This window comes from Legionella rowbothamii, from assembly GCF_900639985.1.
Lineage (GTDB): Bacteria > Pseudomonadota > Gammaproteobacteria > Legionellales > Legionellaceae > Legionella > Legionella rowbothamii.
The window spans coordinates 47,614-63,275 of the sequence record NZ_CAAAIM010000002.1; the positions used below are offsets into that span (position 1 = coordinate 47,614).

Below are 15,662 nucleotides of genomic sequence, written 5' to 3' on the forward strand. Positions count from 1 at the left end.
TTTTTTCATATGCTAAATATAATAATATTTCTTTTATTTAAAATACTTATGTTTATTATATACAAAAAGGAATTCTGTTGATAACTTTTATATATCGTTTAGATACAATAGGTTATGTAAGTTTTAAAGCTGTTTGTAAATCTACTTTAAGCCTGTGATCTAAGTGTAAACAATTCATGCTGTAGTTGATGCCCCCAGGTTTCCATGTTGCTTATCCCTAACATGTGTACTGATTTATCCATAGCTTATTAATAGCACTCAAATCATTCCTTACTGATTAGTTTCCGTAAAATTAGATAGCCAATTTGGGCTGCATTTGCTTTCGCTTTATTTGTTAACACCACCACGCCAAGTTTGTGTGAGGGAGAAAAACCAATAAAAGTACTAAAACCTTGATTACCGCCATTTTTTGTAATTAGTAGTCCTTGCTTTATTTGGACTCGTTGCCAACCTAATCCAAGCGCAAACTTTGGCGTTACTACAAAATGGGGTTGTTGGGCCAATTGCATTGCAGATAAAAGTTGTGGAGTAGCCTGTTCTACCTTAATTCCTAGATTAGCTTTCATAAATGTTAATAAATCGGCTGCGGATGAGCGTAATGCGCCTCCACCGAGAAAGTTGGCTGCAGCATAATGAGGGGCAGGTGTCCCGTTTGGATGATAGCCTTGGGCCTCGAGCGCCATTTTCTCTTGAGGCAATTTAAAATAAGTATTGTTCATTCCTAATGGTTTTGTTATCCGTTCCCGTAATTGACATGCTAATGATTCGCCGGTTGCATGAACTAAAACATTACCTAACAATCCGAAACTCACATTAGAATATTTATATTGACTACCTATAGGTGTTTGAGGTTTCCAAGTTTTTAACCGATTAAAAAAGGCTTTTATATTGCCCTTATTAACCCCAAATTGTTCCATTTGGCGGGGAAAACTGGCTGTATGTGTTGCTAAATTGATTACCTGGACATTATCAATAGGTAAATTGTGAGTATTTGCTAGCGCAGGAATATATTTAACGATTGGATCGCTTAATTTAAGGTTGGCTGCATTGACCTCAAAAGCAAGCAAGGTAGTAACAAAAATTTTAGTAATTGATGCGAGTTCGAAAATAGTATTTTGGTTAACAGGGAGTTTTTTTTCCCTATCCGCATAGCCATAATTAAAATAATAGTCTTGTCCATTATAATAAATGGCTATTGCGATGCCCGGAATCTGCTGTTTCGTTATCTGTGGCCCAATGGTTTTTGCTATTAATTTCTCCAAGGACTTATTTTCTGCGTATACAGACGAACTTAGCGATACAAGAAGCAGGCAAGAATTTATAAGGCGGGTAACCGAGTCCATTCTCATCTTAATAATCATCCATTTAATTTGTTTATGGCTTACACCTCAAACTTTGGTGATATATAACGAAATAAAAATGGACAAAAGCGAGCTAGAATCGCGCCAAAACGTTCTTTAAGGCCTGCTATGACTACTACAGGCTTTTCATGGCGAATGGCATGTACGATTTTTTTCGCACAAATAGCGGGCTTTATTCCGCGTTCGTGGCTTTTATCCATTTTTCCAAAGGATACTCCACTGGCTAATAACGAGTTTTGTGCTATTTGTGTATTTACAAAACCTGGGTAGATTAGGGTGATCTTGAGCTTACTGTTGGCTAATTCATTACGAAGGCTTTCAAAATAACCTCTAAGTGCGTGTTTGCTTGCGCTATAGGCTGCTCGTGTTTGGATTCCATAAAGCCCGAGCATGCTGGACACAACAGCTATATGGCCGCTCCCTCGCTGCAGCATTTTTTTTAATATGGGGCGAGTTAAGGCAACGGCACCAAAAAAATTGACGTCCATTATTTTTTTATCCAATTCAAAGGCAGAATCGGCTACGAGATAACGTTGAGATAGACCTGCATTATTAATTAGAATATCAATAGGGCCATATTCTTCCCAAACAGAAAGCGCTTGGTTTGCTAATGCTTGATGATGCTCGAGATTGAGTGGTACTACAATGTGTTTTTCTGGGCTCGTGCAGAGGTTTTTGACCCGTTCTAATTCGGCTTGACTTCGTGCAGAGAGAATAAGTCTGGCTCCCGAACTTGCTAGTTCATAAGCTAATGCTTCTCCAATTCCTGAGGAAGCCCCGGTAATCCATACCGTTTTATTATTTAGATTCATGATCAATCTCTTTAAATATCCTATAAAATGCCTCATTAGGCTAAGTGGTAATACAATTAATTGTGTCACTACCACGAGTAATACAAATATCCGCAAACAATTTTGGTCTATGATGAAATCAGTTATAGCTTATTTATTATGTTTGAGCAAATTATGTACTGTTTTTTGGACGTGGATAACTTAGCTTTTTTTTTTCCTAAATTTATATTTCATGCGTTTTTTATTCACAGAGTAGGTAATATAATTATTAAATTGTAGGTTATTTGGTCAATAAACGCTTTTTCTTTGTGGATAACTTTGCCTTTATTCTAAAGGCTGAGTATAATTGCCGCCTCGCAGTTTAGAGTAAGTTGTGGTTGTTTCGCTTTAAATTTCATGCTTAGATTATCTTGTTGCCTGGAAACATTTCAGTGGCAGTATTTATATTCATGGATAATTAGGTTCTGTTGGTAAATGCCTTAAAATCTTTATGGAGCAGTATTAAAGGCTGCAGATAGGCTGTGGCATGCTGTAGGGCATTCTTTATTTGTTTAGAGACCATGGAGCTTATTTAAATTTGATTTTCAGGTTTTATCTATTTTTATCTTCTTCATTAGATGAGGAGTTGTTTTGTGTCAGCAGCAGTTTGGCAAAAATGTTTAGGTTTGCTGCAGGATGAATATTCTGCCCAGCAATTTAATACTTGGTTACGTCCCTTACAGGCACATACTGAGGAACAACGTTTAGTATTATTAGCGCCTAACCGCTTTGTTGTTGATTGGGTTAAAAAACATTTTTTTTCTCGTATAGAAGAGTTGATTAAACAATTTTGTGGTGATGAGATTAAATCCATCTCTATTGAAATTGGCAGCAAAGCTTCAGTGAGCACTGATTCGGGTTCAACAACGGTTAGTACCGGAGATAATAAAGCAGTATCGAGCTCCATTGAAACTTTAGTTGCTAAAAGTGCTCCTAAAAAGGCCGTAGATTACAAAAGCAGCCATTTAAATAAGAAATTTTTATTTGAAAGTTTTGTAGAAGGTAATTCGAACCAATTAGCGCGTGCCGCATCCATGCAGGTAGCCGAACGTCCGGGAGATGCTTACAACCCCTTATTTATTTATGGGGGCGTAGGGTTAGGTAAAACTCACTTAATGCATGCTATTGGTAATGAAATTCTTAGAAATAATCCAGATGCTAAAATATTGTATCTGCATTCTGAACGTTTTGTGGCCGATATGGTAAAAGCGCTGCAGACTAATTCAATTAATGAGTTTAAACGCTTTTACCGCTCATTAAATGCCTTGCTTATTGACGATATTCAATTCTTTGCTGGTAAAGACCGTTCTCAAGAAGAATTTTTCCATACTTTTAATGCCTTATTAGAAGGCCAACAGCAAATTATTTTAACCAGTGATCGTTATCCCAAGGAAATTGAAGGGATGGAAGAGCGATTAAAATCTCGTTTTGGTTGGGGGTTAACGGTTGCGGTAGAACCTCCTGAATTAGAAACACGGGTTGCGATTTTAATTAGCAAAGCAGAACAATCAAATATTGAATTACCTTATGAAGTTGCTTTCTTCATTGCGAAACGTATCCGTTCCAATGTGCGTGAACTTGAAGGGGCTCTGCGTCGTGTTATTGCTAATGCACATTTTACTGGTAAGCCGATTACGATTGAGTTTGTTCATGAGGCATTGCGTGATCTGCTAGCACTACAAGATAAGTTAGTAACCATTGAAAATATTCAAAAAACCGTCGCTGAGTATTATAAGGTCAAGGTGGCTGATATTTTATCAAAGCGTCGTAGCCGTTCTATTGCTAGACCAAGGCAAATGGCGATGGCTTTAGCTAAAGAATTAACGAATCATAGTTTACCGGAAATTGGTGATCATTTTGGCGGTCGCGATCATACTACAGTAATTCATGCCTGTAGGAAGGTTAAAGAGCTAATTCAGGATGATAGTGATTTTGCTGAGGATTATAAAAACTTAATGCGCATCTTATCTTCTTAACATAGGAGCTTGTGGTGTTTGAATTTGCGATAAAAAAGGAAGATTTGCTTACCCCTTTGCTTACCGTTGCAGGCGCGGTCGATAAAAAGCAATCTTTAGCTATACTGTCTAATTTTTTATTTAAATTGGTGGACGGGCAATTAGCTATTACTGCCACTGATTTAGAAATAGAAATTTCTGCCCAAGTTCCTTGTGAGTCTGAGCACGCTGAGGGTTCAATTACAGTACCGGCAAAAAAATTTATTGATATTATTCGCTCTTTAGATGATGAGGCTAGCCCTAATTTACGAGTAGATAATGGCATTTTAACAATTAAACAAGGTCGAAGCTCATTTAAACTAACGACCTTGCCGGCTGATGGCTATCCCTTGAGTGAAGATGAGTGTAACGAGGTTGAACTTAGTATCCCGCGTTTAGTATTGTTGCAATTATTACAATCCACCCATTTTGCCATGTCACAGCAAGATGTTCGGGTGTTTTTGAATGGCTTGTTTTTAGATTTTGAACCCAATCTTATTTCTGCGGTTGCAACCGATGGTCATCGCATGGCCATTTGCCGTCATCAATGTGAAAATACTAGTGATAAAAAATTGTTAATTCCTAAAAAGGGGATTCAAGAATTGTTGCGCCTTTTAAATGGTATTGATGATGAGCAGGTTTTACTAGCTGCAGGTAAATCACATTTCAAGTTAGTAAGTAAGCAATTTGTATTTTTATCGAAATTAATTGAGGCACGTTTTCCTCCTTATGCTAAAGCAATCCCTCGTAATCAAGACAAACAAATTACCATTGATTGTGCCGTATTAAAACGTGCTTTATCAAGAATAGTTATTTTGGCGCATGAAAAGTCTAAGGCAGTGATGCTGCATTTGCAACCGGGTTTATTGACCTTAATTGCTAATAATAATGAACAAGAAGAAGCGGTTGAATCTTTGGTTGCTGAAACGCAGGGCGATGAGCTAAAAATTGGTTTAAATGCTACCTATCTATTGGATGTGCTCTCTCACTTTGGTGATGGGCAAGTTCGCTTGTCATTATCTCATATGGACAGCAGTATTTTAATTGAGTCAGTAGAAAATGAGCATTATCAATATATTATTATGCCCATGAAAATATGATCCTCTCTGAATTAAAAATTCACTATTTACGTAATCTCTCTTCGATCAAACTGAAATTGCACCCCAGATTTAATTTTATTTCTGGGGCTAATGGCAGTGGAAAAACGTCTATTCTTGAAGCACTTTATCTTTTAAGTTGTGGTCACTCTTTCCGTTCCCGTGAAATTGCACCCATCATTCAACAAGGGCAATCAACATTTACCGTTTTTGCACGCGGAGTAGAGCAAGAAACCATTAGCATTCAAAAATCATCTGCTCAATCCACGCAAATTAAATTGAACAATCAGTTTTGTTCTAGCACCAGTCAATTGGCTTATGCTTTACCGTGCCAAATCTTTTATTCAGATATTTTCCAAATCATTGACGCTGGCCCTGCAGTCCGTCGCAGTGTATTGGATTGGGGATTGTTTCACGTGAAACCTAATTACCTGAGTTTGTTAAAGGATTATAAAAGGGTGTTAAAACATCGTAATGCGTTATTAAAAAAACACGCGCCTTATACACATTTTCTACCTTGGGATAAGCAATTAAGTGATTTAGCTACACAATTGGATTTACTTCGACAAGAGTATTTTATACGCTGGGAGCAAGAGTTTCATGGGGTTTTAGAACTGCTAACCGATCTTGAGTGTAGCTTGAATTATTTTAAAGGCTGGGATAAAAAAAATTGCGGCATAGAATTGCAACAAGTTTTGCAAGACCATTTCGAGAGTGATAAGCATAAACAATATACTCAATACGGTGCCCATCAAGCAGATATTCTTATTGAAAGTAATTCGAATAAAGCGAAGCAGTTTCTTTCCCGTGGGCAACAGAAAATTATTTTAATCGCTTTAAAACTTGCACAAGCGAACTTAGTTGAACTTGATTGTTTATATTTACTTGATGATCTACCTGCTGAGCTGGATGAAATTCACCAAAGAAAATTATTAACATACTTGTCTTCGCGCAGGGGACAGTACGTAGTTACTACAAATACCAGCGCTGAGTTTTTACATTCATTATGTCCTAATGAATCTGGTTTTTGTTATGAGCTTAATCAAGGAGCAATGCAAAATTATGATGTTCCACGTGAAACATTAATCTAATTAACATCCTAATTGCGTGCAACCGTACTATCTTTCCTATGATTTTAGTTAGTTAAAATGGATTATTCTGCATAATAACTATACATATAAATTCAAGTTAAAATGTTCCACGTGGAACATTTTAACTTGACCAATGCAGCCGATACTTTCTCGCTTGAATACGCCAAATACATGCAAAATACAAGCAAAATATGCTATCATAAGGCTAATTTTAAATGGTGTAATAGGGTTTAAGAGGACCTTCTAATGAGCGTTGATGCCAGTTATGATTCAAGTAATATTAAAGTCCTAAAAGGGTTAGATGCAGTAAGAAAAAGACCTGGAATGTATATTGGTGACACGGATGATGGCACTGGTTTGCATCATATGGTTTTTGAAGTAGTAGATAACTCTATTGATGAGGCGTTGGCAGGTTATTGTAAAGAGATTTTTGTCACAATTCACTCAGATGAATCAGTTACAGTAAAAGACGATGGACGTGGAATTCCAGTAGATATTCATAAGGAAGAAGGGCGTTCTGCTGCTGAAGTAATTTTAACAATTCTCCATGCAGGCGGTAAGTTCGACGATAACTCCTATAAGGTTTCTGGTGGTTTACACGGCGTGGGTGTTTCGGTTGTAAATGCTTTATCTGAAGAATTGCATTTAACGGTGCGTCGTCATGGCAAAATCCATGAACAACATTATCGTAATGGGGTGCCTGATGCACCGATCGCGATAACTGGCGATGCCAATAATACTGGAACGCAAATTTGGTTTAAGCCCAGTGCGCAAACTTTTTCTAATATTGAGTTCCATTACGATATTTTAGCCAAGCGCTTACGCGAATTATCTTATCTTAATTCAGGCGTCTGCATTCATTTATTTGATGAGCGCTCACAAAGACAAGATACCTTCCATTATGAAGGCGGAATTCAAGCCTTCGTCGAGCATTTAAATAAAAACAAAACAGTAATTACCCCAGTTGTTTTTTCTATGACAGCTGAAAAAGAGAATATTACTGTTGAATTATCAATGCAGTGGAATGATTCGTACCAGGAAACTCTGTATTGTTTTACGAATAACATTCCTCAGCGTGATGGGGGAACGCATATGGCAGGCTTTAGAGCAGCTTTAACGCGAACATTAAATAACTACATTGAAGCTGAAGGCTATGCTAAAAAAGCTAAAGTTTCACCCACTGGTGATGATGCTCGTGAAGGCCTAACCGCAGTGTTATCAGTAAAAGTTCCCGATCCTAAGTTTTCTTCACAAACCAAAGATAAGTTAGTTTCTTCAGAAGTGAAATCAGCGGTTGAATCCAGTGTGTCGGAAAAATTTAATGATTTTCTTTTAGAGAATCCCGCGATTGCCAAAGCAATTGTGGGTAAAATAATTGATGCTGCAAGAGCGCGCGAAGCTGCACGTCGTGCACGTGAAATGACACGGCGTAAAGGGGCGCTAGATATTGCTGGTTTGCCTGGAAAATTAGCAGATTGTCAGGAAAAAGATCCGGCATTGTCTGAATTATACCTAGTGGAGGGAGATTCCGCAGGTGGTTCGGCAAAACAAGGGCGCGATCGAAAATTCCAGGCTATTTTGCCTCTTAAAGGTAAGATTCTAAACGTTGAAAAAGCGCGGTTTGATAAAATGCTAGCTTCTCAAGAGGTTGCTACCTTAATCACTGCTCTAGGTTGTGGTATAGGACCGGATGAGTACGATCCGGATAAAGTACGTTACCATCGCATTATTATCATGACCGATGCGGACGTTGACGGCTCCCATATTCGTACTTTATTACTTACATTTTTCTACCGACAAACACCTGAGCTTTTAGAGCGAGGCTATATTTATATTGCTCAGCCACCTCTATATAAAGTGAAACGTGGAAAACAAGAGCAATATGTGAAAGATGATGAAGCCTTATTTGATTACTTAACACAAAGTGCATTGGATTCTGCAGCGTTTTATCCTTCAAAAGAATCTCCCCCGATTATGGCTGTAGCTTTGGAAGAGTTAGTACAGCAATTCAGACGCGTAGAGAAAATTATTAAACGCTACAAACGTAGATATCCTTCCGATATCCTGAAACGTGTCGCTTATTTGCCAATTTTACATAATGAAGATTTTAATCAGGAAGAAAAAGTAACAAGTTGGTGTAAACAGTTACATCTTGGTTTGCAACAACTTGATAATAAAACAGAACACTATCATGTTGAGTCTCATGCTTTACCGGAAAGCAATTTATTTGTGCCAAGAATTACCATGACGCAGCATGGTATGGATCATCATATTTTAATGAATGCTGAGTTTTTCTATTCTAAAGACTACAAAGAAATGGTTGCGTTAGGCTCTAAATTAGCAAGTCTTGTGGAAGAAGGCTGTTTTGTTAAGCGCGGTGAGAAAGAGCAAATGGTAGAAAGCTTTGAGCAAGCATTGGCTTGGCTAATGGATGAAGCAAAAAAAGGCCAAACCATTCAGCGCTATAAAGGTCTTGGTGAGATGAATCCAGATCAGTTGTGGGAAACTACAATGGATCCTGCAGTACGACGTATGCTGCAAGTGACTATTGAAGATGCAGTAGCGACGGATGCAATCTTTACCACATTAATGGGTGATAATGTAGAACCAAGAAGAGATTTTATTGAGTCGAATGCCTTGGAAGCAGAAAATATTGATGTGTAGGTAGAGTGCGAGTTCATAAGTAGCTAGCCTGGTTACTTGCAACCAGGCTAGGCCTCATGTGTTACTGCTCTAATGACTTTGTTCAAGCCATATTGATATCAAAAATGATTCACGCAAGGGCAAAATAGTGTATTAATGCTAAGACTATTGAGTTAGACAGTGACGGGTTTTATCGGGCTCTACTTTCTAGTTGTAAGCCAGGTCAATTTAAACAGAGTAATTCTAAGTAATCATTCTTTGGATGAATCAATTTAAGTGATGGCCAGGAGCAAGAGTTATCTAATCGTATGTAGAAGCATTTAATCCTACCCAAATACTCCTCTGCGTTTTAGGACATCGTCGAATACGAGCTACATTTTGAATGTAATCGCGTGTAAACATAAAAATAGAATAAATTACTCCCTTTTGTTAAGAAATATATACTAAACTAATAGAAAAACAGAATCATATTAATAGGTTAAGGGTGGTGCTTATGGATTTCACCGGTTCAGGACAATCTGATGTGCTTATGGCTATTTATAATGCGCATATTTTTTCCGGCATAGGAATTGTGGAACAAAAAATGTTGGCTGATAAAAGCGTTGTTACTCGTTGTGGTACAGAAGAAATCATCATCGAACAGGGTGAGATAGGGGATAAGCTTTATATTATTATTGAAGGTCAGATGTTGGTTTCAGTAAAAGATATTAATGTAGGGCGCAGACGGGTTAACACCTTAGGGCCTGGAGATGTATTCGGGGAAATCGCCATTTTACGACGTATTCCTAGAACGGCACGGGTAAGTACACTTACACCATGTAAATTTCTGTCTATTAATGCACATGACTTTTTTGATGCCTATCAATATTTTCCGCCTAGAGCACGTGATAATATTCAATTAGTTATTGCAAAACGTTTAGCACAATTAGGTACGCATGCACGGTAGGAAAAAATGTGGGGGTAAAAGAACAGTGCTGCCTCCATGCAGCGGAGTACAATCCATGTACTTGTCCATTTAATTTTGACATCCTGTCAGACATATCCATGTCATCCCTTTGAGTTTTAAGTATAACCTGTCTATGGTTATTGTCATTGGGCCGATGGAGCAGTACAACGTAAGATATTTCTCAAAGAGCATTGGATATTGTCTTGTCTTTATGGAAGTGTAGTTATATTAGAAAGTGGGCTGGGCTGAAAAGCCCAGCAATAGGAGTAGTACAAGCCTTATATGGATTTCGGCTGTTGCTGAGTGATGCAATGAATACCACCACCACCAGCAAATACATCCAAAGCATCGATTTGACTTATATGGTGGTTTGGAAAGAGCTTAGTGAACAATTCATAGGCGGCTTTATCTTGAGCTTCATAGCCAAAAGCGGGCATAACAATGCCTTTATTGGCTAAATAAAAGTTAATATAAGATAAAGTCAGTCGCTCACCGTGCATATAGGTTGCTGGTGGTTGCTCTACCGTATAGACCTCTAATTTTCGCCCTTGCGCATCCGTTGCTGCTTTAAGAATTTCCAGGTTTTCATGCAAGGTCGCATAATTTGGATCCTCCTTATCGTGAGTAATCAGACAAAGAACTTTACCTGGGGCGATAAAGCAGGCTATTTCATCGATATGGCCATCGGTTTCATCACCTAATAATCCTTTGTTCAACCAAATAATTTGCTTGCCGCCAAGGAAATCAAATAGATAGTGTTCTATTTCTTGTTGGCTGAGTTGCGGATTGCGATTTTCGTTAAGCAAACATTCACGGCTTGTTAAAATAGTCCCTTCGCCATCAACATGAAAAGAACCCCCTTCCATTACCAAGGGAGCCGAAAAAGATAATGCATGGGTTTTACTAATGACAGCAGCTGATATTTCATTATCTAAAGCACAATCCTTATAATTCCCACCCCAGGCATTATGAATCCAATTTACCCCTGCTAACTTTTTCTCTTTATTCAACAAAAAAGTAGGTCCTGTATCACGAGTCCAGGAATCATTAATTGGTAATGTATGAATAGTCACATTATCCCCACATAACTCTTTTGCTAAGTCTTCATCGCCGGGATTTACGAGCATGGTTACCGGCTCATACTGGGCGATTGAATTGGCAACAAGAGCATAGGCTTTACGTGCCTTCTCTAAGCCAATTTTAGACCACGTCTCAACATGACAAGGCCAGGCCATCCAGCATTGTTCATGTGGGTGCCACTCTGCGGGCATAAAAAAGCCACTTTGTTTTGGTGTCATTATTTGTTACTCCGTATGCTCAGCATCAAGATAGGTTAGTTGGGAAAAAACACTTCTTAATTCATTCAAATAAAATAAGGTTTTTTCTCGAGATAACCCGGCTTGGATAAGTTGTTTTTCATAGGACTGACTCAGTTTCTTGGTATCAAAATGAGCCAAATTCAATACATTAGTAACCGTATCCCCGCTGACTAGATCATTTAACTCAAAGGTGCCATCATCAAAGAGCTCGACGTCCAATGAATTGGTATCTCCAAATAAATTATGCAAATTACCTAAGATTTCTTGGTAAGCCCCTACTAAGAAAAATCCTAGAGCATAGGGTTTATTACTGTCATAAGGGGGCAGCATTAAGGTTGAATTTACGCGAGAGCTACCCAAGTATTCTTTAATCGTACCATCCGAATCACAAGTTAAATCTTGTAGGATGCAGTGCATTTCAGGAGCAACATTCAATTGAGAAATGGGTGCGATGGGGAAAATTTGTCCAATAGCCCAGGCATCGGGAATGGATTGGAAAAAAGAAATATTACAAAATATTTTTACCGCCATATCCTCATTTATTTTTAATAATAAGGCTTGTTCGCTGGGATTCTCCTCTGTTAAACGTTCCCTGAGCTCCATGCAAATATTGGTATAAAAAGACTCAACTTTTGCCTTCTCCTGCATGCTAATTACCCCATGTTTAAATAGGGAATGTGCTTCGTGCAATGAGTGTACAGCATAGTTATAGATTTCGATTGGTGAACTGTTTGTGATTGCTTGATAGGTGTCATAAATATCACGAATGACATGCGAGTCTTCTTCCTCAACACCGGGTAAGGCAGGGGATTTATCAACCATTTCAATATCCGAAATATCCGCAATAACCACGGCGTGATGTGCGGTTAAGGCGCGACCGGATTCAGAAATGATGTTGGGTTCAGGAATTTTTGCATCAAGACATAGGTGCTTTATGGCTAACAGAATATGGGTTGCGTATTCATTGAGGTTGTAATTCATCGAACAACCTTTATTCGCGCGCGTTCCTTCATAATCCACACTAAGCCCACCACCCACATCAATAGTGTTAATTGGTGCTTTTAATTGGCGTAGTTCGACGTAATAGCGTGCTACTTCTTGCATGCAATGGCGAATATCGTGAATATTGGCAATTTGTGAGCCTAAGTGACAGTGCATTAATTGCAAGCAATCTAACATATCATGTGCTTTTAATTGGGCGATTAATTCAAGCACTTGTTTGGCATTAAGACCAAATTTGGATTTTGAACCACCACTATTTTCCCATTTACCTGCACTTTTACTTACAAGACGAATACGTACTCCAAGAGTTGGTTTAATTTGTAGGCGTGCAGATTCTTTTAAAATGATATCCAGCTCAGATTTCTTTTCAATAACAATAAAGACTTGATGGCCCATTTGTTGTGCGATTAATGCAGTGCGAATATAGCTACTGTCTTTATACCCATTACACACAATGGTGCTGGATTGATTGCTGAGCATGCCAATTACGGCCATCAGCTCAGGTTTTGAGCCTGCTTCCAAGCCAATCGAGTTATTGGGTGATTTTAATAATTCTCTGACCACACTTTGCTCTTGGTTTACTTTAATGGGATAAACCAATTTATAAGAGCCTGTATATTCATTTTCGGTGATGGCATCAGCAAAGGCCTGATAGATGCGATGTACGCGATCATGCAAAATATCGGTACAACGAATTAATAAGGGTAAATGTAGGCCGGTTCGACGAGCGGCATCCACGATGGCCTGGAGTTCCACCCCTTTTTTTCCAGGTGCTTGGCTTATTTCAATATTCCCTTTGGAATTGACACTGAAGTATCCCTCACCCCAGTTTTCAATATTATATAAATTTGTTTCAGTTAATGAATTGTTGTTCATATGGTTTGAAATTCCAAAAAAAATTAACGAGCTTTAATGAGCTCTTGATAGGTTTCAGGTTCACGTTGTTGAGCAAAGGGAAATAGGCGTCCCCATAATGCCCGTTGGTTAAAATCTAATTCAGCAACCAATACCGCGGGTTGATTACGTGGTGCTTGTGCTAAAATTTCTCCCATGGGTGTGCTAATAAAACTGCTGCCGTAAAACTCTAGGTCGTCTTCACAGCCAATGCGATTGGTCGCGATAACAAAAGTATTGCTCATGATGCCTTGGGCGATCATCACTTTTTGCCACATGGGTTGGCTGTCAAAACCAGGTGCGGTTGGCTCCCCACCAATTGCGGTAGGATAAGTTAATATTTCTGCACCTTTTAAACCATAGATACGGGATAACTCTGGGAACCATTGATCATAGCAGGTTGGCAAACCCCATCGATGTCCAGCTATTTCATGCACGGGATAATCGGAATTCCCAGGTTTAAAGTAAAAATCTTCGTGGTATTTTTCGCCGCTGGGAATATGTTGTTTACGTGTTATGGCAATAAGTTGGCCCTGACTATTGTATGCTACGGCAGTGTTATAGCCGGCTTTTTCAAATAAGGATGAGGTAATCGAAACATTATAGGCCTTGGCGACTTTACTAACGAATTGGGCCGTGGGACCTGTATGAATGTCTTCCATATAGGGTTTGCCATCAACATCAGATCGGGTGCAAAAATATGGGCTTAGGGTTAGCTCTTGCAGACAGACTACGGTTGCGCCTTGTTGTGCGGCCGCTTGAATTCCTGCTTCCAGCTTGTCTTGGTGTTCTTTAGGATTTTCGTGCCATTTTTCTTGGACGAGTCCTACGGTTAATTTAGAGGTCATGCAAATACTCCTATACTGCGGTTATGGATCATAAGAAGCCCTTACAATGTAAGGGCATAGAAGTTTAAAAATGGGGTTAAAAAAATAAATCATAGACTAAGGCTTGAGTGCTCTGGGGATGGGGTTGCATTTGATACTGTTGATGAGGAGGCTAATGGGGATGTGCCATACAGGCTGTTACTATTAGTGCCAATAGAAACACGTTTGGCATTCATTTCCTTAGCAATAAGATGAAATGGGTCGGCACTATTAAATGCAGATGAAGCTAACAGCTCTAATTTATAACGTACAGCAGAGCGCACCTCCGTGCTTTTTTTAGATAATTTGCTACCAATTTCCGCTTCTTGTCCCGCTAAAAGCTTGGAAAGCATGGTGGAAAATTTGAGGCAGTTGTCTCTGCTAAAATCGCGATCGGTAAAAAATACTTCCGGTGTATCCCCGAGTAATTGTCCCATACTACGTCTTAAGGTAAATGCCGCATTGACCTCTTCCGAAAGGGCGCTGTTTGGAAAAATATTGCGGATGGTGTGCGCTAATCGGCTGCGATGCTCATCCGGTGTTAATAATGCCAGACGTTCGGCAATAGCTATTTCATTGTTTTCTAATATTTCGCATGCTAAAACATTAAAACGTTCAAGCAAGTCTGGAGTATTTTCTTCTAATAAAAATGCATGCGGTTGTGTATTTTCGTTATCCAGGATACCCAGAAGGCGTATTTTAGTTTGTAGGGCATCGTCAATGACCAAATAAAAACAGGTATCAGTTTGTACTGGTGAGTATAATGCTTTTGCTGCGCCCTTCAACTCGGCTAATTTATCTTGCGGGCAGCCACTTACCAGTTTAATCGCAAACTCGAGTTGTTCCTCTTCCGACAGTTCCGCATCTAATACGTCTTGGTGTTCGGCGAAGATGTCTCCTGCATCGACATCATTAAATAAGTCATAAGGTTTTTTATGTTCTAATAAATCAAGACGACTATAGGTCATTTAAATCTCCTTAATGTTAATGGTTGGGAAGTTTTCCTACATCGCTACAGTGTTTCAATTAAGTATTTTAAAGTTCTTTGGCGATAAATAAAAACTATGTCTAAACTTATAAAACATAGGTTTATGTGGTTTAGATCGCACGTGCATGAAGCATTTAAATCTCCCAAAGACCCAAGATTTAAATTTGTACAGATATAGTAACGGAATAAATTACAGCTGTCATGAATTTAAGCTAAAGTTTTCTGAGAAAATGTCGAATAAGTTATTAGATGCACGTTTTGCCTTTTAAAATTACAATAACAACAAGGAGTGGGCAATGTCTAAAAATCATTTATTACAAGACCCCTTTTTAAATGAGTTGCGTAAAGAAAAGGTGCCTGTTTCCATTTTCTTAGTCAATGGAATTAAATTGCATGGTGTTGTGGATTCTTTTGATCAGTATGTAGTGATGTTAAAGAACTCCATTACCCAAATGGTTTATAAACATGCTATATCTACAGTAGTACCATCAAGGGCGGTAAAAGTTCCTACTGAGGATGGAGCTGGTGGAAGCGAGGGAACTGTGGCAGACTAGGCATTTTTAACAACATAAATTGGGGATATCCCAATTTATCCTAAAAAAAGCTGTGGGTTTGCATTAAATATTCCTCG

12 protein-coding genes are annotated in these 15,662 nt (G+C 38.6%); 6 read left to right on the forward strand and 6 right to left on the reverse strand.

Going from position 1 to position 15,662, the window contains the following annotated elements:
- Nucleotides 1-263 precede the first annotated feature (263 nt).
- Both E1P08_RS05560 and E1P08_RS05565 read right to left on the reverse strand, forming a co-directional pair.
- Nucleotides 264-1,343, reverse strand: a complete 1,080-nt coding sequence (locus tag E1P08_RS05560) for a serine hydrolase (protein ID WP_242602385.1) — start codon at nt 1,341-1,343, stop codon at nt 264-266.
- A 38-nt stretch (nt 1,344-1,381) separates the two neighbouring features.
- Nucleotides 1,382-2,173 (reverse strand): SDR family oxidoreductase, encoded by a 792-nt coding sequence (locus E1P08_RS05565; RefSeq protein ID WP_133136045.1) that lies wholly within the window; start codon nt 2,171-2,173, stop codon nt 1,382-1,384.
- A gap of 611 nt (nt 2,174-2,784) precedes the next feature.
- Here E1P08_RS05565 and dnaA point away from each other — a divergent pair.
- The 5 genes from dnaA (at nt 2,785) to E1P08_RS05590 (ending at nt 9,962) form a co-directional block, all read left to right on the forward strand.
- Nucleotides 2,785-4,167 (forward strand): chromosomal replication initiator protein DnaA, encoded by a 1,383-nt coding sequence (gene dnaA, locus E1P08_RS05570; RefSeq protein ID WP_133136046.1) that lies wholly within the window; start codon nt 2,785-2,787, stop codon nt 4,165-4,167.
- A gap of 14 nt (nt 4,168-4,181) precedes the next feature.
- Nucleotides 4,182-5,285, forward strand: coding sequence for a DNA polymerase III subunit beta (gene dnaN / locus E1P08_RS05575; protein WP_133136047.1), 1,104 nt, complete (start codon nt 4,182-4,184; stop codon nt 5,283-5,285).
- Nucleotides 5,282-6,373, forward strand: coding sequence for a DNA replication/repair protein RecF (gene recF, locus E1P08_RS05580; protein ID WP_133136048.1), 1,092 nt, complete (start codon nt 5,282-5,284; stop codon nt 6,371-6,373). Before dnaN ends, recF begins: the two co-directional genes overlap by 4 nt.
- 246 nt (nt 6,374-6,619) lie before the next feature.
- Nucleotides 6,620-9,037, forward strand: coding sequence for a DNA topoisomerase (ATP-hydrolyzing) subunit B (gene gyrB / locus E1P08_RS05585; RefSeq protein ID WP_133136049.1), 2,418 nt, complete (start codon nt 6,620-6,622; stop codon nt 9,035-9,037).
- Nucleotides 9,038-9,509: 472 nt separating this feature from the next.
- Complete coding sequence (locus E1P08_RS05590) at nt 9,510-9,962, forward strand: cyclic nucleotide-binding domain-containing protein (protein WP_133136050.1); 453 nt, start codon at nt 9,510-9,512, stop codon at nt 9,960-9,962.
- A gap of 278 nt (nt 9,963-10,240) precedes the next feature.
- Here E1P08_RS05590 and E1P08_RS05595 read toward each other — a convergent pair whose 3' ends face one another.
- The 4 genes from E1P08_RS05595 to E1P08_RS05610 all read right to left on the reverse strand — a co-directional run bounded on the left by E1P08_RS05595 (nt 10,241) and on the right by E1P08_RS05610 (nt 15,011).
- Nucleotides 10,241-11,260 (reverse strand): agmatine deiminase family protein, encoded by a 1,020-nt coding sequence (locus tag E1P08_RS05595; protein WP_133136051.1) that lies wholly within the window; start codon nt 11,258-11,260, stop codon nt 10,241-10,243.
- A gap of 6 nt (nt 11,261-11,266) precedes the next feature.
- Nucleotides 11,267-13,159, reverse strand: a complete 1,893-nt coding sequence (gene speA / locus E1P08_RS05600) for a biosynthetic arginine decarboxylase (RefSeq protein WP_133136052.1) — start codon at nt 13,157-13,159, stop codon at nt 11,267-11,269.
- 23 nt (nt 13,160-13,182) lie between these two features.
- Entirely contained in the window at nt 13,183-14,025 is an 843-nt protein-coding gene (locus E1P08_RS05605) for a carbon-nitrogen hydrolase (protein WP_133136053.1), read from the reverse strand.
- Between the two features lie 89 nt (nt 14,026-14,114).
- On the reverse strand, nt 14,115-15,011 hold the full coding sequence (locus E1P08_RS05610) for a hypothetical protein (protein WP_133136054.1): 897 nt from the start codon (nt 15,009-15,011) through the stop codon (nt 14,115-14,117).
- A gap of 316 nt (nt 15,012-15,327) precedes the next feature.
- Here E1P08_RS05610 and hfq point away from each other — a divergent pair, with 316 nt between their 5' ends.
- Nucleotides 15,328-15,585, forward strand: a complete 258-nt coding sequence (gene hfq / locus E1P08_RS05615; RefSeq protein WP_133136055.1) for an RNA chaperone Hfq — start codon at nt 15,328-15,330, stop codon at nt 15,583-15,585.
- Nucleotides 15,586-15,662 lie beyond the last annotated feature (77 nt).